The organism is Selenomonas sp. oral taxon 149 str. 67H29BP (genome assembly GCF_000146365.1).
Classification (GTDB): Bacteria; Bacillota; Negativicutes; order Selenomonadales; family Selenomonadaceae; genus Centipeda; species Centipeda felix.
Map to the genome: position 1 here is coordinate 1951829 of NZ_GL397087.1, position 21897 is coordinate 1973725.

Sequence of the window (21897 nt, forward strand, 5' to 3'; positions counted from 1 at the left end):
GACGATGAAGATTATGACCAGCCGTTTCGGTGAGATTGAGGTCGCTGAGGATGCCGTCATCCATTTTGCAGCAGGCATTCCTGCGTTTGAAAAGGAGCACGAGTTCCTCATCATTCCCTATGGGGACGACAGCCCATACTCATTTCTTCAGTCGGTGAAGACACCGGATCTTGCCTTCTTGATGGCGATGCCGCACACGTTCTTCCCGGACTATGAGGTCACGATTGACGATGATGTGGAGCGCGAGCTTGCACTCAACTCGCCGGATGATGTGTTGATCTACGCAGTGCTGACGCTTTCGGGCAGCAACATCCGTGACCTGACGGCGAATCTCATCGCCCCAATTGTCATCAATGCCAGAACCCGCAAGGGAAAACAGATCGTGCTTGACCGCAGCCCGTATACGACGAAGCATCGGCTCTTCCCACAGGATCAGGAGGAAAAGTAATGCTCGTACTCACACGGAAACCCAGACAGCAGATCATGATCGGCGATAATATCGTCATCAACATTGTGGAGGTTCAGGGCGACAATGTGCGCATTGCCATTGATGCGCCGCGCAGTGTCAAAATTTACCGCGGTGAGATTTATCGTGCCATTCAGGAGGAGAACCAGCGTGCCGCAGCACCGCAGATGATTGATCTCGAAGCGCTGCCCACGCGTTCATCATAAAGATATATCAAAAATAACATGTCCCAAGGAAGGACAGACGGGTGCGCGGGATGTGCACCCCGTAGCACATGGAGGGATGCCTTATGGCCGTAGGTAGTGTTCAGGATTACATGTTGGCGGCGGTCGCTGTCAGCAGCATGCAGGACGGCGCAACAGCGCAGAGTCCCCTGCCGGGAGACGGGAAAACGGAGGCGGCAGCGCCGCCCAATGCAGCTGCAGCGGTTGCAGAGAAGGCACGGAAGGAAGCCGATGCCGCCGCTGCCCATGAAAAGAAAAAGCCCATCAACGAGGAGCAGGCGGCGTATATTACGAAGCAGCTCAACGAGATCATGCGGCGCATCGACGTGAACCTCAATTTTCAGTATCACAAAGAGATCAACATTATGTCGGTACGCATGCTGGACAAGAAGACGGGCGAGCTCTTGCGCGAGATTCCGGCGGAATCTCTGGTCGAGCACATGATCAAGGTGCGTGACTGGCTCGGTGCATTCCTGGATAAGACGGCGTAAGGCGATAAGGAGGAAATCATGGCAGGAGCAAGAGGTATCTACGGACTTTCGGGTTCGGGGATTGATGTGGAGTCACTGGTCAAGGTCGGCATGATGTCCGAACAGAAGAAGTATGACCGTATCTATAAGAAGGAAGTCGAGACGGAGTGGCGCAAAGAGGCCTTTGCTGATGTCTACAGCGCAGTGAATACATTCCGCAGCAGTATGTCTGACATGCGCCTAAGCTCGCGGACGAAGCCGATGACGGCGACGAGCTCCCTCTCAGATGCTGTGACGGCAACGGCAAATGCAAATGCCGGCGTGATGTCGCATACCGTGGAGGTCACGCAGGCAGCGTCGAACGCCTATCTGATGACTGCCTCGGGGCAGAAGGTGGCGCGTACGAACACGGCAGCTCCCACGAGCGTCGCACTGAAGGATGTTGCCTTTGCGGGCGGCACAATGCCGGCAGGCATGACGAGCACCGATACGGCGCTCAGCTTTAAACTTTCAAACGGGACGGGCACGACGGAGATCAAGTTTACGGCGGAGGAGGTATTCACAAAGAACCTTACGCTCAACGATCTCGCGAAGCGCATCAACAATGCACGCTTCATCGACAGCGACGGCAAGAAGTCAGCGCTCAACATAACGGCAAGCTACGATGCTGTGTCCGATGCATTCTCCATCGTGAACACGAAGTCGGGCAGTGACAATAAGGTCAGCCTTTCCGTGGATACGGGGGCACCCTCGGCAACGTACACGACGGCACTGCTCAACAACTTGAAGCTCGGGCAGGTCAGCGGCGGGTCGATCAGCGCACCGCTTTCATTTACGATTTCGGGCACGACGGCCAAGCTTGAGGCAGCGGGCGCAAATGCGAGTGTCAAGGTCGATGGGCGTACGTATACGAATCTGCAGGACAATAAGCTGCAGGTCAACGGCGTCACCTACACCTTTAAGAAGGCAACGCCTGTAGGGACGCCGGCACAGGTTACGATCGCACAGGATCAGGACAAACTCGTCGAGAACGTCAAGAAGTTCGTCGAGGACTACAACAAGCTGCTCGATGATCTCCACGGACGTTACAACAACAATAAGTATCCGGACTACGGCGTTCTGACGAAGGAGCAGGAGGCCGGGATGTCGCGTGAACAGGTCGACAAGTGGAACGAGCGTGCCAAGTCGGGGCTGCTCTACCGCGACGGCTACCTCCGTTCGATCATCAGCGATATGCGCGATGCCGTGACCAATCGTGTCGGCTCTGCGCCGGGACGTTACAACAACCTCGCGGCAATCGGCATCACGTCGAAGGATCAGAGCGGGCATCTGAAGCTCGATGAGAACAAGCTTCGCACGGCGATCGCAGCGGAGCCGGATGCGGTCAACCAGATCTTCTCCCATACGGATGACGACGACAACTACGGCGACAACGGTGTCGCTACACGCCTTGCCGAGCGCCTCGGCAAGCGCATGGAGTCGCTCAAGAGCCATGCGGGCATTACGGCGGACAAGTCCGACCGCAGTGAGCTCGGCAAGCTCATCGAAAACTACGAGAAGCAGATGAGCGATTTCAAGCAGCTCATGAGCTCCTTTGAGAATCAGCTCTACAAGAAGTACAATGCGATGGAGGAAGCAATCTCGAAGCTCTCCTCGCAGTTTGGCTTCTTCTCCAGACAGTGATGCTAGGAGGATTCCCACATGGTCAACAGTGCCGCGGAGGCCTATAAGAAGCAGCAGATCATGACGGCAACGCCCGAGGCGCTGACGCTCATGCTTTACAACGGCTGTCTGAAGTTCATCAAGGAGGGGGCCGACGCGCTCGCCGAAAAGAACTATGAGGCGGCAAACACCTCGCTGCAGAAGGCACAGAACATCATCTCCGAGTTCCGCGTCACCCTCAATATGGACTACGAGATCTCGCATCAGCTCCTGCCGCTCTACAACTATGCGTACGACCGCCTGGTCGAAGGGAATCTCGATGACAATTTCGACGCGATCAAGGAGGCGACGGACATCATCACCGAGCTTCGCGATGCGTGGGCACAGGCGATGAAAAAGGCACGGGAAGAAAAGGGCCGGCAGGGAACAGAGGGGAGCGGCGTCTATGCCGGATAACGTCTACGAAGAGGCGCGTTCCCTCTGGGAAAAGTACCGTATGCTGACCCATGAACTCATGAAGTTCATCGATGAGGAGGAGGTCGATACCTTCCTCGATCTCGTCGATCAGCGCGGGCAGGTCATCGAGATGCTGCAGGCGCTGCCTGCCGATCCCTATCGGGGCAGTGCGGATTTTGCGGCACTCGATGCGGAGCTCCGTCCGCTCGAGATGCAGATCCAGTACAAGGCGCGCGCGTGGCTGAACCGCTCGCGCCGCCGCAATGCGGCTGTGCACAGCTACGATACGGGCGAGGGCAGCCCTGTGGGTGCCTATCTCAATCGGCGGCACTGAGGTGCGGGACCTCTTCCCAACGACCCTTGACAAACGATCATAAAAAAAGTAAACTTTTTTATGAAAGCGCTTAAGAATGTTCTCGCTTTGACGATATATTATATGTAACAGGGTAATACGCAAGCGGTGCGGTTGCCATGGATGGCCAGCTAGCAGCCAACCAGGATAGACGCGTCACTTGCATATTATACAGCGGGCATGGATGTCCGCACATAAAAGTTAAGATTCCGGATCATCCGGAAACACACCAGGGAGGAATTTTCACATGGCAATGGTAGTTAAGAACAACATGTCGGCGGTCAACACGCTCAACATCCTGAACCGCAACCAGTCGGCTCTTGCGAAGAGCCTGCAGAAGGTCTCTTCGGGCATGAAGATCAACGATGCCGGCGACGATGCATCGGGCTATGCCATCTCCGAGCGTATGCGCGTCCAGATCCGTTCGCTCGATCAGGATAAGCAGAACACGCAGAACGGCAACAGCATGATGAAGACGGCCGAGGGCGCTGTCGCAAGCACGGTCGAGATCCTCAAGACCCTGAAGGAAAAGGCCATCAACGCTGCGAACGACACGAACACGGACGAGGATCGCCGCACGATCCAGAAAGAGATCAACCAGATGGTTGACCAGATCGACGACAATGCGCTTGCTACGTATAACGGCAAGTACCTCGTCGATGGTTCGCGCAACAGCATCGGTACGGCAACCTGCACGACGCTGACGAACAGTGCACTGAGCACGGCTGCGGATTGGGGTTCTGCGCTGACGGCTCTTCAGAGCCGCCAGAACGAAGGCCTCAACATCCAGTCGACGGATAACGTCACGGTCTCCTATGTCCGCCAGGGCAAGACCTACACGACGACGTTCTCGGTCGGCACGAATACACTGTCGAGTATCATCACGAAGACGGCATACAACGGCACGGATTCCGTGAAGGGGACGGATCTCGTCGGCGGCACGACGGCTGGTGCTTGGATCGGTCTCGACAAGTCCGGCAACAGCGTCTACACGGCGGACAACAAGACGGCACTCTCGATCAACTCTGCTGGTGCTGGTACGTCCTATCAGATCTCGGCATTCACGATCGGCATCACGGACAACACGGGTGCTCTCCGCAAGACGGCGAACACGAGACTCGATGCATTCAACGAGCGCATCCGCTCCGAGAACAAGTCCGAGGACAACGCTCTCGTTCTCCAGACGGGCGTGAGAGCCAACCAGGCGATCAAGGTCAGCATGACGGATATGCGCTCGCTCGCACTCGGCATGAAGGGCATGGATGGCGCTGTCATCAGCGTCCAGACGCAGGATAAGGCGAATGCAGCGATCAACTCGATCGATTCCGCTCTCCAGAAGGCGCTCGACGAGCAGGCCAACATTGGTGCTGTCCAGACGCGTCTCCGCTACACGGCTTCGAACCTCACGACGGCTTCCGAGAACGTCCAGAACTCCGAGTCCACGATTCGCGATGCGGATATGGCAAAGGAGATGACGGAGTACACGAAGAACAACGTTCTTCTCCAGGCTGCTCAGTCGATGCTCGCACAGGCGAACCAGAACAGCTCTGCTGTCCTCTCGCTCCTCCGCTAATTCGTTTCGACGATTTATACGGAACGCAGGAATCCCTCCCCTCGGGGAGGGATTCTTTTTTTGCCAAAAATCCCTGTATCGCGTATAATGGAGCGTAGAGAGAGGGTGTACCGGATGAGGATATCTGCGTGCTATATTGTCAAGGATGAAGCAGAGGAGCTGCGCCGTTCTCTTGCCTCTGTACGAGCTGTCGTGGATGAGATCATCGTTGTTTCAACGGCGGGCAGCTCCGCCGTGCGGGACGTATGTGCTGCATTTTCGGCAGAGGTTCATGACTTCGCATGGGTGAATGATTTTTCTCTTGCCCGGAATAAGGCGCTGCGGTATGTAACGGGAAATATTGTTATTTTCCTAGACGCAGACGAATATTTTTTGTACCCGAATAAAGTGCGTCGAGCGATCACAGAGATTGTTCATGGTTATACACAGTGGGATATCGCCATGGTCGGTCTATACAGTTATTGGAGTGCTTCTGGACAAGATGCACATTACGAGAGATCCCCGCGTATTTTTCGAATGCCGGGGATGCACTACGAGGGAATGATTCACGAACAGTTGGTACGCGACGACGGAGAGCAGTGGATTCTTGTCTATGCAGATGAGGACCTTTCTCTTGGTCATACGGGATATCTATCGGAACGAGGACCCGAGAAGATAAAACGCAATATTGCCATGCTGGAGGAGGATGCGGCGCGGCATGGGCATACGACGATGCACGATGCCTATCTGGCGGACTGCTATTTTGGGCTGCAGGATTATGCACGTGTTCTTTCCCTCTCACGTAAGGTGCTGGCAAGTGATGTGATTCTTGTCGGGACAGGGAGCAAGATCTATCATCAGATGATCGAGTCGATGCGTGCGCTGCACTATTCTGATTCGGAAATGCTTGTCCTTGCTGACGAGGCGCTTGCGAAGTATCCGGATCTTCCCGATTTTTATGCGCAGCGCGGGATGATCCTCTGTGGACTAATACGATATCCTGAGGCGGCAGAGTGCCTGCGGACGGCATTATATAAATTCGATCATGGCTTTTCCGCGCTTCACGATTCGAGCTTCTTTAACCCCATGGTGGCTGCGCGTGTGGCAGCGCGTCTCGCTCAGATCGATACGCATCTGGGGAATGCAGTACAGGCAAAGCACTGGCAGGAGAGAGAAAGGGCATATATGCAGGGAAATACTGTTGAAAACGCAGAGAATATTCGCATCAGTGCTTGCTATATTGTGCGCGATGATGCTGTGCATCTGAAAAAATCAATCGAAAGCATCAGGGATGCTGTGGATGAGATCATCGTCGTTGATACGGGCTCGCATGACGACACTGTGGCAGCCGCGCAGACCTGCGGAGCTGCTGTGTACGAATTTCCTTGGGCGGATGACTTTGCTGCGGCGCGCAATGCAGCGCTTTCCCGTGCCACAGGGGATTGGATTGTTTTTATCGACGCAGACGAATACTTTTCAGATGAGACAAAAGGAAATCTCCGCCCAGCAATCACGGCGGCGGATGCCGAGGGCACGGAGGTGCTTCTCATCCCTTGGCATAATATCGACGAGGTGACGGGTGAAGTGCTGCTGGACTCCTATGCGCCGCGCATCTTTCGCCGCTGTGCAGGGCAATGCTATGTTGGCCGTATTCACGAAGAGCTGCGTGATGCCGATGGCACTGTGCCCAAAACCAATGCCGTTGCCCCTGCCCTGCTGACACTCGTACATACTGGTTACTCTGCTGTGCTCACACGTGAAAAGGGAGAGCGCAATCTGCGCATTCTACTGGCGGAACTCGCAGCGACCAAGGAGCCGGAGCGGATCTGGGGCTATCTCGCGGAGACCTATGATAATCTGGGCGACGCCTATCATGCGGAGCAGTACGCACGCAAAGATGTGGCACTCGGACGGCGCAGCATCGTCTATGCGAGTCGCTGCTGGCGTATTCTGCTGCGCATCTATGGTGTACAGCCGGAGCGGCGGGATGCGTATCTGGCTCTTGCGGAAAAGGTCGTGCAGGCGTTTCCGGAGCTGCCCGAGATGCATGCGGAGTATGCGGAGGCTCTGGCGGCATTTCATCGCTATCGTGAGGCGGCAGCGGCGGCTGTGCCGGCACTGGAGCTGGCGTCCCCCACGGGAACGGAACAGTCCCTTTTTACGGATGAGATGAGAGCGGAGCTGCAGCGCCGCGCAGAGATCTGGCAGCGTATCGATGCCCACACACATGAGATCCGCATTGTAGCATGCGTCTTTGCGCGCAATGATCGTCAGGATATGGAGCGCTGGCTTGAAAATGCCGCGGCCTATGCGGATGAACGCATCGTCCTCGACACGGGATCGACGGACGGTACACGGGAATGTGCGGAGAGCGCAGGTGCGAAGGTCTATGATTTCCTCTGGCAGGACGACTTCGCCGCTGCGCGCAATGCCGTGCTGGCACATGCGAATGCAAGTTGGGCAGCCGTGCTCGATGTGGATGAGAGCTTTTTTGACCCCTCCGAACTGCGCTCTTATCTAGCGATGATGGATGTCGTGATGCCGCATAAAGATGCTGTCCTTCTGCCGATTGTGCATGTGGATGAGGATGATGATGACCATGAGATCGGGCGTGCGCCGCACATCCGCCTCCTGCGGATGGGCCGTGAGCTTTTCTACGAGGGAAGGGTGCATGAGGCACTGCAGAAGAAGGACGGTGCACCGCAGCTCTATCATGAGCCCGTCGCCCTCGCCATCCGCCACGTGGGGTACTCGGCAGGGCGGATCCGTGCCAAGCACGCGCGCAACCTTGCCCTGATGGAGCGGCGCATCAGCGAGGAGGGAATCCGCCCCGGGGATTATCGTTATCTTGCCGATACTTACTATGGCCTCGGACAGTATGCGGCGGCACTGCTCTATGCACGTGCCGCACGGGAAGATCATGTCATATCGGTCGGTGCACAGAGTCATCTGCATCACCTTCTGCTCGATGCGATGGAGAAGGAAAATACGCCGCTTGCCGAGCAGATCGCAGCGGCACGAACAGCATGTGAGGCCTTCCCGCACCTGCCGGACTTTCATGGGCGGCTTGGACTGCTTTTGGATGCTGCAGGAGAGGCGGCATTATCGGAACTGACGCGTGCGATCGAGCTCTATGCGCAGCCCGAGGAGACAGAAGGCGAGGCGTCGGCATTTTCTGCATGGGCAGGGACGGTATCCGCAGCGCGTGCGCGTCTTCTTGCCGCCGCAGGGGAACGTGCGGCAGCAGCGGAAGAACTTTCACGTGCATTCTCTCTTGGGACGGCGCGTGAAGAGACCCTGGATGCCTTTATGGAACTGCATCGCGGTATGGATACGGGCGCACTGCTCACAGCACTGCGGGAGCGGCTCGGCAGGGATCGCGAAGTCCTTTCTTATCTTATCCGTTTTGCTGACAGCTACGGCTGGCTGCATTTGGGTGAGTCGGCACGTGATGCGTATCAGCAGGAGACGGGCACAGAGTTTCCAGAGCCCCTGCCCTATCAGTGGCTGCGTTCGGATGCGCCCGTGGAACTGGGGCAGCATATCGTTGGAACGCTTGCGGGAGACGTACGGGAGATGCCCGAGGTATTGCTCCGTCTCGAACAATCCACGCACGCAGGGCATCTGCGCCTCTATGAACGGCTGCGCAGCCTTCTGCCGCGTGCGATACAGGAGTTCTGGCGGCATTATGATGAGCCGGATGCCGTCCCGCGCCCGCAGAGTACGGAGGGGCTGCATCTCGTGCGTGAGGCGTTTGTACGCTATGCGGATACGGATCAGGCCGAACGTTTTTTGCGCGTTGCGGCATCATACGGTGCCGAGGAGCTGTACGCCGCTGCCGATGCCTATATGACGGCGGGACGCGATGCGGAGGCGCGTACTGCATGGGAACTCTGCGCGCAGCAGGGCGGCGCGGAGGCACTCTACAGGGCAGGGCTCTGTACCATGCGCATGGGCGATGCGGACGCAGGACGTGAGTATCTCATGCAGGCGCTGGCGACGGCTCCTGCACACCGCAAGGCGAGGGAATTGATGGAGTGGATCGGATGAAAATCTCAGCGTGTGTCATTGTCAAGAATGAGGCGGAGAACCTTCCGCGCTGGCTCACCTCGATGCGCAGTTTTGCCGACGAGATGATTGTCGTCGATACGGGTTCGACGGATCAGAGTGTGGAGGTCGCACGTGCAGGCGGTGCACGGGTGCTCCATTTCGACTGGATCAACGATTTTTCCGCAGCGAAAAATTTTGCGCTCGATGCGGCGACGGGCGACTGGATCGTCTTCCCCGATGCCGATGAGTATTTTACGGAGGAGAGCAATCCGCGCGTGCGCCCTCTGCTCGAGGAGTACAACGCACATCCGTATCTTGATGGCTTCATTGTGCATCTCGTCAATATCGATGTGGATACGGGGGCTCTTCTCGGGACGAGTGCCGAGGTGCAGCGGATCTTCCGCCGTGCACCGCACATCCGCTTTGTGGGCAGCATTCATGAACACATAGAAAATCTCAGCGGCGATACGGCGCGGCAGATGATGATCGCGCCCGGTCTGACACTCTATCACACGGGCTACTCGCCGCGCATCATCAAGGGCAAGTCGCAGCGCGATCTGGAGCTCCTCCTTGCGCGCCGTGCACGCGGAGAGTGTGCGAGACTCGACGAATACCATCTGATGGACTGCTATTATACGCTTGAGGACTATCCGCAGGCGGCACACTATGCACGCCTTGCACGGGACAGTGCGGATCGGCCGGTCGGCTCGGAAAACCGCCCCTATGCGGTTCTCCTGCAGTCTCTCATTCTGATGGGGGCATCGGACGCGGAGATTCGAGAGGCGTATGATGCGGCGCGCGCGGCTCTTCCGGAAAAGGCGGACTATCCGCTGATCTACGGGACGTATGCGTGGGATCAGTCGTATATCATGACGGCATGTGCTGCTTATGCGGAGGGGATCCATCTGCATGAGGAACACTATCGTGAGGGGGACTTCTCTGCCGTGCTTCTTCCAACGGCGTATATGCGTCTCGGCGAGGCGGCACTGCTGCGCAATGCACGGGAGGAGGCGATCCTATCGGCAGAGCATGCACTCCGCCTGAATCCGCGTCATGCGCCGCTCCTCGCCGCGTTTCTGCGGATCATGGCAAAGGTTGGGGCAGATGATGCTGCGTTGATTGAGATTTTAAACGGCATGTATGACCGCGAGGCAGACGCGGCCTTTCTTGCCTCGGTACTTGCCGGAGCAGATTTTCCCCTCGCAGCGCTCTACTATGATCGGCGTAGTACGGCAAAGTTTCCGCCGCGCCGCCGCCTCCTGCTCGCAGGGGATGCAAATGCGGCAGCGGCATCGCTCATCGAGGAAATGGAGTGCGCCGCTGCGGTCGGTGCGGCCTGTGGAGTGACGCTTTCTCCCGAACAGCAGAGCGCACTCGCCATGCTCCTGCCGCGTTCCTGTACCGAGGTCCTCGCGGCACCCGAAGCACAGCGGATGCTGCGGCGCGTTGCGCGGCTGGCGGAGGTGCGGCAATGAACGGGCAGAAGCTTGAGGCACTGCGTGACCGTATCTTTGCGGCGCTTGAGCGCGGAGCCGTGAGAGAAGCGCGGCGCAGCATCGAGAAGCTGCGTCGCTATGAGCCGGCGGAAGCGGCAAGTCTCCTGACGGCGCTCTGCATTGAGGAGAGGGATGCGAAGGGGGCTCTGAAGGCATGGCAGGAGTGCCGGGCACTTCTGCCCAAGGAACCCTATACGGTATTCCTTCGTGCACGCATCCACCTCCTTATGGGAGAGCGCAGGGCGGCACTGCGTGTCCTGACCCCTCTTTTCGAAGCGCCCATGTCTGCGGAGGTCGCGGAGAAGGTCTATAATCTCGCGGGGCAGTGTGCACGCTTTCTTGGGGCTGCGGAAAAGGCGGTGGAGTTCTATGCGCGTGCGCGCGATGCTGCGCCAAATCTCACGCTGCGTGCGCTCAATGCGAGCAATGTGCTCTTTAACCGCCACTATATTCCTGCGGCACCCGCCGAGGAGAAGCGGGCGGCAGAGGAGTACGGGGGGCTCTTTGCGCAGATCCGGACGTTCGATCACTGTGCACACCGACGAGGGCAGCGGCTCCGCATCGGTTATCTCTCTCCCGATGTCAGAGAGCATGTGGTGCTCTCGTTTTCGTATGCGCTGATGACGGCGCTCGACCCTGCGCGCTTTACGGTGACGGCCTATGCGCTCGGCACAGAGGATGACTATACGGAGCAGGTCAAGCGTTCGGTGCAGGGGTTCCGCAATCTCTCACACGTCACGCCCGAGGAGGCGGCATACGCGATTTATCGTGACGGCATCGATATTCTCGTGGATCTCGCAGGGCATACGGCAGGCAGCACCCTGCCGATTCTCGCCTATCGTCCCGCGCCCGTCCAGATCTCGGGCATCGGCTATTTCGCCTCCACGGGGCTCAGAGCGGTGGATTACTTCCTCGCCGATCCCGTCCTTGCCGCAGGAGATGCAGAGCAGGGCTTTACCGAGGAACTGCTCGTTCTCCCCGCGACGCATTTCTGCTGGCAGCCGCTCCGCCCCGCTCCCGCCGCCGTGCATCCGCCGGCCGCCGGCCGCGGCATTGTGTTTGGCAGCTTTAATAACTTTACCAAGGTCAATGACCGTGTCCTGCGCGTATGGGCGGAGATCCTGCGCCGTGTGCCGGAGAGCCGGCTCTTTCTCAAGGCGGACATTTTTTCCGAGGATGATGCGCACGCGGAGGTGCTGGAACGGATTGCCGCGGCAGGCATTCCCACGAGCTGTGTGGATACAGAGGGGAATTCTCCGGACTATCTCGCCGCATACAATCGTATGGATATTGCACTGGATCCCTTCCCCTATCCCGGCGGCGGGACGACCTGTGATGCACTTTATATGGGGGTGCCCGTCGTGACGCTTTCAGGAGAGACACTCGGCAGCCGCTTTGGTGCATCGCTCCTCACGAACATCGGGGCAGAGGCACTGATCGCTCATACGGAGGAGGAGTACATTTCCTTGGCCGTTTCTCTTGCCGGGGATACACAGACGCTGGATGCACTGCATACGGGACTGCGCGGGATGCTGGTCAGGTCACCCGTGATGGATGCGGCGGGATACGGCGCGGCGGTCGGCGCGGCATACGAACAGGTATGGTCAATCTATGAACAGCACAGTGAACAGCTAAAGTCCATTGATGATCATGACGATAGTATCTATAAGAACAGTAAGGCTCTGCGGGAGCGGCTCTTTGCCCTCCTTCGGGCAGAGCAGTATGCTGCGGCGCAGGAGGTTGCGGAGAATGCCATGGCCCATGGTGCAGCGGAGGATATGCTGTGCTATCTCCACACCTACGCCATCGAGCGACAGGGGGATCTGCCGCGCGCGATGGCTCTTGCGGAGGCGTATCTGAGCACGGGGCGCAGTGCACTGCGCCATGAGTTCATGCGGCTGCGTGCTGCCGTCGCCTATCGGATGGGGGATGTGCGGGCGGCGGAGTTCTATCGCTGCGCCTATGAGGAGGAGCCGTCGGATCCTTCTCTGTATAGTTCTTTCCTCTTGGCGCAGAATGCAGAGGATGTGGACGAGAAGGAACTCTTTCGGGCGCATTGTGCCTACGCTGAGCTTTTCGCCCGTGTGCCGCAGTATGACTGCCGAACCCCATACGCACATCAAAAGATTCGCGTGGGCTATATTTCACCGGATTTTCGCCGCAATGTTCTGCAGCATTTCGTACAGCCCTTTCTGACGATGTATGACCGCACGCGCTTTGCGGTCTATGTATACAGTACGGCGGAGCAGCCGGATGAGGTGACGGCGGCGCTGCGTCCTCATGCGGATCAGTGGCGGGAGATGGGCGGACGCACGGCGGAGGAGATCGCTGAACAGATCCATGCGGATGAGGTGGATATTCTCGTCGATCTGGCGGGACACGCGGCGGGCGGCGCCTTGCCCGTGCTCGCACGACGCCCCGCTCCCGTGCAGATGATGGGGCTCGGCTATATGGCGACATCAGGGCTCTCTGCCGTCGATTACTTCCTCACGGATGCGCTGTGCGATCCCCTTGATGGTGAGCGTGAACGGTATTTCACCGAGAAGCTGATCCGCCTGCCGAGCCAATTCGTCTATGTGCCGCGCGCGGAGCTGCCCGCGCCGACGGGGACGCCCGCGCGTCAGCGTGGAGCGATCCTCTTCGGGGTGTTCAACCAGTACCGCAAGTGGACCGACGAGATGCTCTGTGTATGGCGGGAGATTTTGGAACGCGTACCGCAGTCCAAACTGCTGCTGAAGTCGCAGGTGTTCTTTGCCGCTGCGATGCGGCGGGAGGCAGAGGAACGCCTTGCGCGGCTGGGATTTGATCTTGACCGCATCCTGCTGGAACCCGCGACGACGGACTATATGGAGCGCTATCTCGATGTGGATATTGCGCTCGATACCTATCCGTGGCCGGGCGGCGGGACGACCTGCGACGCGCTCTATATGGGCGTACCCGTGGTAACGATGTACGGTACGCGGCGCAGCACGCGCTTTTCCTATGCGATGCTGCACCTCGTCGGTGCGGAGGAGCTGGCGGTCACATCTGCCTCGGCATACATCTCCTGTGCCGTCTCACTGGCGGAGGATCCGGATCGTTTGGACGGGATACACTGCACGCTGCGCAGGAAGATGGAGACATCGCCGCTCATGGATCAGAGGGGCTATATGCGTGCGTTGGAAGAGGCTTATATCATGGCATGGAGAAATGCCGGACAGGGGCTATGATGAAAAAGAAGAAAAAGCAGAAGGCACATGCGGCAAAACGCCGCAAGGTGCAGAAGATTCGGCTGGGCTATCTTTCTGCGGATCTCGGACAAGGCCGCCTGCGCGAATTGCTGCCCATGTTCTTTATGGCGTATGATGCCTTTCGCTATGAAATTTATGCCTATCATACAGAGATCGGCGGCGATTCGTCACGTTTTGCTGAGAAGGCGACGGTACGTGAGGTCGGTACATGTACGCCTGAAGGAGCAGCAGAGCTCATTCGCCGTGATCATCTCGACCTGCTCGTCGATCTCTCGCTTGATGCGGTCAGCGAGCATCATGCTGCGGTGATGCGGCAGAGGTCGGCAGAGCATATCGTGTCGCTCGCAGAGCATGTTCCCGCGGGGCTTGCCATGCGCCTTCCGATGGTCGATGGGCAGGAGGTCTTCCCCTACTGCTATACGCAGATCGAGGAAAAAACAGCATATACCTATCGCCCCCCGCTGCTCGATACGGGCATCCCAGCCATCGGCGTGAGCGGCAGCATGACGGCAGGCGAATCCTCCCATTTTTTGGAACTACTGTCGTATCTGCTGCCCGCGATCGGCGATGTGCATCTCGTTTTGCCCGCGTCCATCGCGGGGGCACTGAGCGCAGAGGATATCGAGCAGATTGCTGCGCGCGGCAGTGCGGGGTCGTCCCTTGACTTCGTGGATGATCTCTCATACGATACACTGGATGTCGTGCTTGGCGTGTCGGTCGATCTCATCGATGTCTGCCATGCGGCAGAGCATGGGATTCCCTTGATTACGGCGGAGCATCTTGTGCGGGACCGCTATGCGAAACATCTGCTGTGTCAACTGGAGCTTGCCCCACGATGTGACGTACAAGGAGCGGCAGCTGCGTGCCTGGCTCTGTGCGCTGACCGTGAACGATTGTCAGCGTGTCATGGACTGCTGCGCTGGCGGCTGATTGATTTTTGCGATGCGGGGACGCTTCAATTTGTACTGGAGCGTGCCTACGAGCGCGTCCTTGCACAGGGAGACGGGCGCTCTTCCGCTGCGCTGAGTGATGAACTTGCCCGTGCCGCCTCCCGTCAAGACTGGAATGCAGTTCTCACTGCTGCGCATCAACTGGATGGGCATGATGCACTCTCTGCGGAGCAGCGCATGAGCCTTGCGTGGGGCTATCACTTCGGCGGTGCTGCCCCGCTGGCGGCACGGTGGGCAATGTCTGCACAGGGGCTTCCCGCGGATCGTGAGGGGGCGCGGCTCTACCTCTCGGTTTCGGGGATTGTGCCTGGGACACAGAATGGCGTGTTTGAACGTGTGCGGCATGGGCTTAAGCGTATCGAAGAAGGCCTCTCCGTTGTATCGGAGGTTCGGGCAGCGCTTCTGAAGGCATATGCAGATCATGCGCCTGCGGACAGTGATGCGGAACTGGCATCGCAGTGTGCGATTGCCTATGCGCGTGAGGCGGCAGATCCGTTTCTCCAACGCGTTTACTATGGTGCCGGACTTCTGAAGCTCAATGCGGCCGATGTCAGTGCGCAGGAGGTCTATGAGAAGAGCCTAGGCTATGGCGCGCTCTTTGCTGATGTGCGGCCCTGCACGCATCAGGAACGGCGAAAAAAGGATAAGATTCGCATCGGCTATATCTCCGGGGATTTTCGGCAGCATGTCATGCAGTACTTTATATGGCCGTTTTTGGCGGGGTATGATGCAGATACTTTTGAGGTCTATGTTTACAGCCTTGGCCAATCAGATCAGTATACCGACTTTTTTAAGACACTCGTGACGCGATGGCGTGACCTCTCGGAGTATGCGCAGGATATGGAGTGCATTGCGCGCGAGATCCATGCGGATGAGGTGGATATTCTATTCGATCTTGCGGGACATACGGCGGGCACAGGGCTTGCCGCTCTCGCATGGAAGCCGGCACCGGTCCAGCTCTCGGGGCTTGGCTATATGGCGACGACAGGTCTGCCTGCCGTGGACTATTTTGTGACAGATCATTACTGCGATCCGGAGGGGAGCGGCAGCGAGGCGTTCTATGTGGAAAAACTTCTGCGCCTGACGAGTCAGTTCTGCTATAATGGGTATACGCACCTCCCTGCATCGACGGGGACGCCGGCACGGGGGCGCGGCTATATCCAGTTCGCCTCCTTCAACCAGTACCAAAAATTCTATGATCCTATGCTGCGTGCATGGCAGGAGATTATGGAACGTGTGCCGCAGTCGCGACTTCTTCTCAAAAACAACGCCTATGCAAAACCAGGGGTGGTGCAGTCGGCCTACGAGCGACTGCAGCGGCTCGGCTTTGATATGAGCCGCGTGCAGTTTGAATGTGCAACCAAGGACTATATGTGGCGCTATCTCGATGTGGATATTGCGCTCGACACCTTTCCGTGGCCGGGCGGTGGGACGACCTGCGATGCGCTCTACATGGGCGTCCCTGTCGTATCCTATTATACGGAGCGGCACAGTACGCGTTTCACGTACAGTATTCTGGCAAACATTGGACTCTCCGATCTCGCCTCAACCAGGCTTTCGGATTATGTCGAGACGGCCGTGGCTCTGGCGGGGAATCTCGACCTCCTCGATGCCCTGCATCGTGAGCTTCGCGATCGGATGAAGGCATCGCCCGTCATGGATCAGGCGGGGTATATCCGTGAAATGGAGGAATGCTATCATGCCATCTGGGCAAAGTGGGAGAGCGAAAACAAAGGCCTTTCAGCAGGCATATCGTCGTGTCAAACGGGAGTTAGGTGCCGGTCATCTAGGGAAGGGGCTGAATCTCCTGCGAGAGATGGAGCAGGAGAGTTTGTTTCCGGCGGAACGCCAGTGGGAACTGCATGACCTCATAGGACAGGCACTCTACTGGCTGGCGAATCTTCCTGCGGCTCTGCCGCATCTGCGGCTGGCGTGGGAACTGCCGCGTGAGCATCATGCCGATCGTCTTGCGGCATTGAGCAACTACCTGATGTATCTCCACTATGCGGATGGAGTCACGGATGAGATGATGCGTGATGCTCATGCCGCCTATGCGAAAATGCTCGGATCTCTGCCGCTGTTTTCCCACACGGTACGCAAACACGGAAAACTGAGAATTGGGTATCTCTCACCGAATTTGACCGACCATATTGTTCTGAACTTTGCGATACAGCTTTTTTCTGCCTATAACCGCAGTCGATATGAGGTTCGTCTCTATGACATAGGAACGCTCCAATGTGAGACGACAGATTGGGTCGCCGGCATGGTGGATGGTTACACAGATCTCTCCAAGTACCGTCCGCAGGAGGCGGCGGCACGTATTCATGCGGATGAGATCGACATCCTCTTTGACCTTGCGGGACATTCGGCGGGCGGGAAGACGCTCATGATCGCCGCGCATGCGCCTGCACCTGTGCAGATTTCGGGGATCGGATACTTCAATACGACGGGGCTTTCTGCGATGGATTACTTCCTGGGTGATCCATTCTGTGATCCTCCGGGGGAAGAAGCGCATTTCACAGAGCAGATTCTGCGTCTGCCGCAGACACATCTATGCTTTACCCCGTCGGAGCGGTTCCGTCCCTATGAGCACCTGCAGCGCACCCCGCATGAGAACGTTGTCTTTGCCAGTTTCAACAACTTCGCAAAGATCACGGATGCGATGCTGACGGCATGGGGGGAGATCCTGCGTGCTGTTCCCACGGCGCGGCTCCTGCTGAAGAACGTACATCCGCTGAAGGAGACGCTGACGCGGATGAAGAAGCGCGCCGTGCAGGCGGGCATTGATCCGGCGCGGCTTGAGCTGCGGCCGGGGTCAAAGGACTACCTCGCGGACTATCTGGATGCGGATGTGATTCTGGATACATTTCCGTATCAGGGTGGTGGGACGACGTGTGAGGCGCTCTGTATGGGGCTTCCTGTCGTTGTGCGGGCAGGGACGCGCCATGGCGCACGGTTCGGCGTGAGTCTCCTGCACAATGCAGGGCTTTCCGAGTTAATTGCGGGCAGTACGGAGGAGTATATCGAACGAGCCGTTTTGCTGGCGCGTGACAGGACGCTGCTCGGTGCCCTGCAGACGGCGATTCCGCGGATGATGCGCGCTTCTCCGCTGATGAACGGCATGGGCTATGTCCGCGCAATGGAGGACGCGTATGAGATGATATGGGAGCGGTGTCTTCATGAAAAAACGTAAGAGAAACCGCGCAGAGCGTGCACGCCGAAAACGTGCGCGGCGGGAAGAGAAACGGCAGATGAAAGGGACGATGACGATGGCAGAGAAGAAAATCATTACGGCAGAGCAGATTCATGCGTATCTGAAGAAAGGACAGTACGCAGAGGCGATCAATGCTTTTGCCGATGCCCTTGCCCAGGGAGAGCCGCCGAAAGAGTGCTATGGAGACGTGGCACATGCCTACTTCGAGATGGGAGATTACAAGCGTGCGGCAGACTGGATCTCGAATGCACTCTCCATCAATGCGGACAATGTCGATGTGCGCATTCTGCTCGCGCGGATCTGTCAGCGGGAGCGCCGGACAGACGACGCACTGAAGCTCTATGAGAATATTCTTGCGGTACATGCGGCCGCACTTACCGCTGCACAGCGTGCGGAGATCGAGCAGCGTGCAGGGCTCGACGCACGTCTTGCGCAGGACAAGACGCGCACGGCGTACCCCCATCTCGCGGCACTTCTGGGACTTGCCCCCGCACCGGCTGCACCGGGGGCACAGACCGTATCCGCTGCGCCGGCTGTATCCGCTGCGGCGCCGATCGCGCCCGTATCCGTCCCGGCCGCACCGGCAGCTCAGTCCTCCGGCAGCGCCAAGGCGCAGGCCGCACAGATCCTAGCGCAGCCCATCCGCCCCGCCGAGAAGACGGCGGCACTCAATGCCTTCGCAGGTGCGGCATATGTGCAGGATGACTATGCGGGCGCACGGGAACTTCTGACGGCGGCACTTGAGCTTGATCCCGGCTGTGATGTGACGCTGCGCAATATGGCACTCCTCCTGCATGAGATTGGCGAGCGGGAAAAGGCTCTTCAGGTCGCGGCAAAGATGGGGCAGACGGACTTCATGCTCCTGCGCACGCTGAAATCATGAGCACACTCAGCATTGTTCTTACGCTGACGGAGGCGGGGGAATATCTGCGAGAGACGGCAGAGTCCGCCCTTGCGGCGGCGTCTGCGGCGAATGTTGCGGCAGAAGTGATCATCCCGGTTCCGCAGGGAGCGGAGGACGCCGTGCGGGCGGAGCTCCATGATCTGTCCTGCCGTATTCTCCCTGTGGCGGAGGAGCATCCTGCTGCATGGAACAATCGCGGCGCAGAAGCAGCTGCGGGCGATCTGCTGCTCTTTCTGCAGGAGGGTGTGATCCTCACGCCTGTGGGACTGGAAAAGATGGCAGAGGTACTTATCTCCGATGCACAGATCGCTGCTGTTGGCCCATTCACTGACCATACCGTATTTTCGTGGCAGTATCTGAGTGCGGAACGCATGGAAGCTCAGAAAATAAACGCGGAGGACTGGGTGCAGTCGAATTTGACGTACCCGACGGAGAGCCTGTTTCTTGAGCATTTTTGCTTTCTTATACGTCGCGCATTATTTCTTCAGCACGGTGGTTTTGATACAGCGTTTGAGGGAGTCAGCGGTGCGGATATCGATCTCTCGTTTCGCTTGCGCTATGCAGGATATACGCTTCTGCGTGTGCCTGCCTATGCCGCACACCGTGCAGCGGGAAAGTGTGAGCTCTGGGATCTGACGCTGACCGCCATGCGTCCACCGCTCTTGGAGCGATGGGGACTGGATGTCGGTGTGCCGGAGATGCTCTGGCAGAGGACACTCGACAGCATCGGTGAGGCGTGGGATCCTGCCTCCGTGCGTGCGGCCTGCCGCAGTGCAGCCCTATGTGCGCCGCTCGTCAGCATCATGATTCCGACCTATAATCGTCCCGATTATTTCCGTGAAACACTCGAATCTGTCCGCGCACAGACCTATCCGAACATCGAGATCATCGTCTGCGACAACAGCACGGATGAGCGGACGGCGGAGCTGATGCAGGCGTACGAAGACGATGTGCGCATCCGCTATGTGCGCAATCGCGCGGCGCGGACAAAGGCAGAGAATTTTATGCCGTTCGAGCATCTGGCACAGGGCGAATATCTGCAGTGGTGCATGGACGATGATATCCTTCTGCCTGACAAGATCACACGGATGATGGATGCTTTCCTGCGTGAGCCGGGCATTGCCTTGGTTACGTCACTGCGCGGTGTCGTAGACGGCAACGGGAATTATCTTGGACTATGGCAGGGGAATGTGCCGGTGCATGGCCTGTATGAGTGTTATCGCGGCGCGGATGTCGGGCGGGCAATGCTGATGGATCGCTCGAATTTCCTCGGTGAACCATCTGCTGTACTCTTTCGGCGCAGTGATATCACGCACCACTATTGGCGGGCAGAGGTGCGCGGATATCAGACCATTTCGGACTGTGCCATGTGGCTGGAGCTCATGGAACGCGGCGATGCGGTCATCTTTGCGCGCCCTCTCAGTCTCTACCGCCGCCATGAGGGGCAGGAGGGTGCACAGGCAGAGGTCATCGTGCGCAGCCGCGTGGAGTGGCGTCGACTGGTCGAAGAATATTGGCATAAACGTATCTTTATTACGCAGGAAAAGGACCATCAGGTGATTCTGGCACGGATGAAGGAGGAGCATGGTGAAATTGCTTCGTTGTTTTCTCAGGTTCCCTTAGAGTTACGGATGGCATACGAGCAGGAGACACTACCGCTTCCCATCGTTTTGATGAATCGTGTGGAGGAATGCGCTCCCGTGCGGATGGATGCGCCGCTGAATCTGCTCGCTGCACGCGGATGTGTTTCACTTATGGGATGCATGGGGGCTGGAGATCTGCCGCTTGAATTGTATGACGTGATGAATATGTACGGCAGCATCATTTTACTTGAGCGAGCCAATCTTAAGCCCGCTGCCCAGACCGGAAAACTGCTTACAGACATCGCCGCACGCGGAAATATTGTGTTGCAGGAAATGGATGATCACCCCAATGTGAACGAAGCGACGGCTCGTAATGATTATTTCCTCTTTCGTGCAGTCTCTGCGGTGCAGACCTCGACGCAGTATCTGAGGGATTATCTGCGACAGTTCAGCCCCTATATCTATCTCTTTGAAAATCAATTGGCCGAGCTGCCTCCACAGCGTAATTATGATGAGAACGCACCGCAGGTGACGATTTTCTTCGGAGCTCTGAACCGCCGCGCGGACTGGGAACCCCTGATGCCAAGCATCAATGCAGCGATTCAGGAGCATGGAGATCGCCTGTATTTTCGCGTGGTGTCGGACTACACATTCTATCAGCAGCTGCGGACGGAGCAGAAATCATACGTCGGCGGCACGCAGGATGGATCTGTCGTTGCCCCCTATGAGCGCTATGTGGAGGAACTCCACGCCTCGGATATTGCTCTCCTGCCGCTCAACGATACGGAGTTCAACCGCGCCAAGTCCGACCTCAAGTTCATCGAGGCGGCAGGAAACGGTGCGGCGGTGCTTGCCGCGCCGACGGTCTACGCGGCGACGGTGCGCGACGGGGAGACGGGGCTGATCTATCGCAGTCCGAAGGAGTTCGCACAGAAGCTCGATCTCCTGATCCGCCGCGCTGATCTGCGGCGGAGTCTTGCGGAGAACGCCTACCGCTATGTGGCAGAGCAGCGCCTTCTCGCAGGGCATCTGGATGCGTATATCCTGGCGTATCGTGAGCTCTTTGACCGCAGAGAGGAGCTGGAACGGGAGCGCCTGCGGCGTGTGGCGGAGTTTTTTCCCCATCTGTAACATAACGATAGAAAAGCTGTTGTTTTTCACAGGGAAAGACAGCAGCTTTTTTGATTATGCATCTGCGGCATGTCAAAGAGTGTGAATAATTCCTCTTTGTTGTGATTTTGGATAATGATTGACAGATGATATGTCGGCTTTTATAATAAAGATAGGT

The 21897-nt window shown here is 57.7% G+C and carries 14 protein-coding genes; all 14 read left to right on the forward strand.

Annotation, left to right across the window (positions count from 1 at the left end; genetic code table 11):
* The first annotated feature begins 4 nt into the window (after positions 1–4).
* Positions 5–448, forward strand: a complete 444-nt coding sequence (gene fliW / locus HMPREF9166_RS09215; protein ID WP_009753749.1) for a flagellar assembly protein FliW — start codon at positions 5–7, stop codon at positions 446–448.
* Positions 448–672, forward strand: a complete 225-nt coding sequence (gene csrA / locus HMPREF9166_RS09220; protein WP_009753750.1) for a carbon storage regulator CsrA — start codon at positions 448–450, stop codon at positions 670–672. Before fliW ends, csrA begins: the two co-directional genes overlap by 1 nt.
* A gap of 83 nt (positions 673–755) precedes the next feature.
* Entirely contained in the window at positions 756–1181 is a 426-nt protein-coding gene (locus tag HMPREF9166_RS09225; RefSeq protein ID WP_039981314.1) for a flagellar protein FlaG, read from the forward strand.
* A gap of 18 nt (positions 1182–1199) precedes the next feature.
* Complete coding sequence (fliD, locus tag HMPREF9166_RS09230) at positions 1200–2843, forward strand: flagellar filament capping protein FliD (RefSeq protein ID WP_009753752.1); 1644 nt, start codon at positions 1200–1202, stop codon at positions 2841–2843.
* 18 nt (positions 2844–2861) lie between these two features.
* Positions 2862–3278, forward strand: coding sequence for a flagellar export chaperone FliS (gene fliS, locus HMPREF9166_RS09235; protein WP_009753753.1), 417 nt, complete (start codon positions 2862–2864; stop codon positions 3276–3278).
* Entirely contained in the window at positions 3268–3612 is a 345-nt protein-coding gene (locus tag HMPREF9166_RS09240) for a hypothetical protein (RefSeq protein WP_009753754.1), read from the forward strand. Before fliS ends, HMPREF9166_RS09240 begins: the two co-directional genes overlap by 11 nt.
* A 265-nt stretch (positions 3613–3877) precedes the next feature.
* Positions 3878–5203 carry a flagellin gene (locus HMPREF9166_RS09245; RefSeq protein WP_009753755.1) on the forward strand — a complete coding sequence of 442 codons (1326 nt, stop codon included), beginning with the start codon at positions 3878–3880 and terminating at the stop codon, positions 5201–5203.
* 114 nt (positions 5204–5317) lie between these two features.
* A complete protein-coding gene (locus HMPREF9166_RS09250) occupies positions 5318–9232 on the forward strand; it encodes a glycosyltransferase (protein WP_039981316.1) in 3915 nt (1304 codons plus the stop codon).
* A complete protein-coding gene (locus tag HMPREF9166_RS09255) occupies positions 9229–10707 on the forward strand; it encodes a glycosyltransferase family 2 protein (RefSeq protein ID WP_009753757.1) in 1479 nt (492 codons plus the stop codon). Before HMPREF9166_RS09250 ends, HMPREF9166_RS09255 begins: the two co-directional genes overlap by 4 nt.
* Complete coding sequence (locus HMPREF9166_RS09260) at positions 10704–13937, forward strand: hypothetical protein (RefSeq protein WP_009753758.1); 3234 nt, start codon at positions 10704–10706, stop codon at positions 13935–13937. Before HMPREF9166_RS09255 ends, HMPREF9166_RS09260 begins: the two co-directional genes overlap by 4 nt.
* Positions 13934–16774, forward strand: coding sequence for a hypothetical protein (locus tag HMPREF9166_RS09265; RefSeq protein ID WP_009753759.1), 2841 nt, complete (start codon positions 13934–13936; stop codon positions 16772–16774). Before HMPREF9166_RS09260 ends, HMPREF9166_RS09265 begins: the two co-directional genes overlap by 4 nt.
* Positions 16725–18101 carry a hypothetical protein gene (locus HMPREF9166_RS09270; protein WP_009753760.1) on the forward strand — a complete coding sequence of 459 codons (1377 nt, stop codon included), beginning with the start codon at positions 16725–16727 and terminating at the stop codon, positions 18099–18101. The genes HMPREF9166_RS09265 and HMPREF9166_RS09270 overlap by 50 nt, the downstream gene beginning before the upstream one ends.
* The gene (locus tag HMPREF9166_RS09275; protein ID WP_039981317.1) at positions 18088–19005 is read left to right on the forward strand and encodes a tetratricopeptide repeat protein; all 918 of its coding nucleotides are present in this window, start codon (positions 18088–18090) and stop codon (positions 19003–19005) included. Before HMPREF9166_RS09270 ends, HMPREF9166_RS09275 begins: the two co-directional genes overlap by 14 nt.
* Complete coding sequence (locus HMPREF9166_RS09280) at positions 19002–21740, forward strand: glycosyltransferase (RefSeq protein WP_009753762.1); 2739 nt, start codon at positions 19002–19004, stop codon at positions 21738–21740. Before HMPREF9166_RS09275 ends, HMPREF9166_RS09280 begins: the two co-directional genes overlap by 4 nt.
* The last annotated feature ends 157 nt before the right edge of the window (positions 21741–21897 follow it).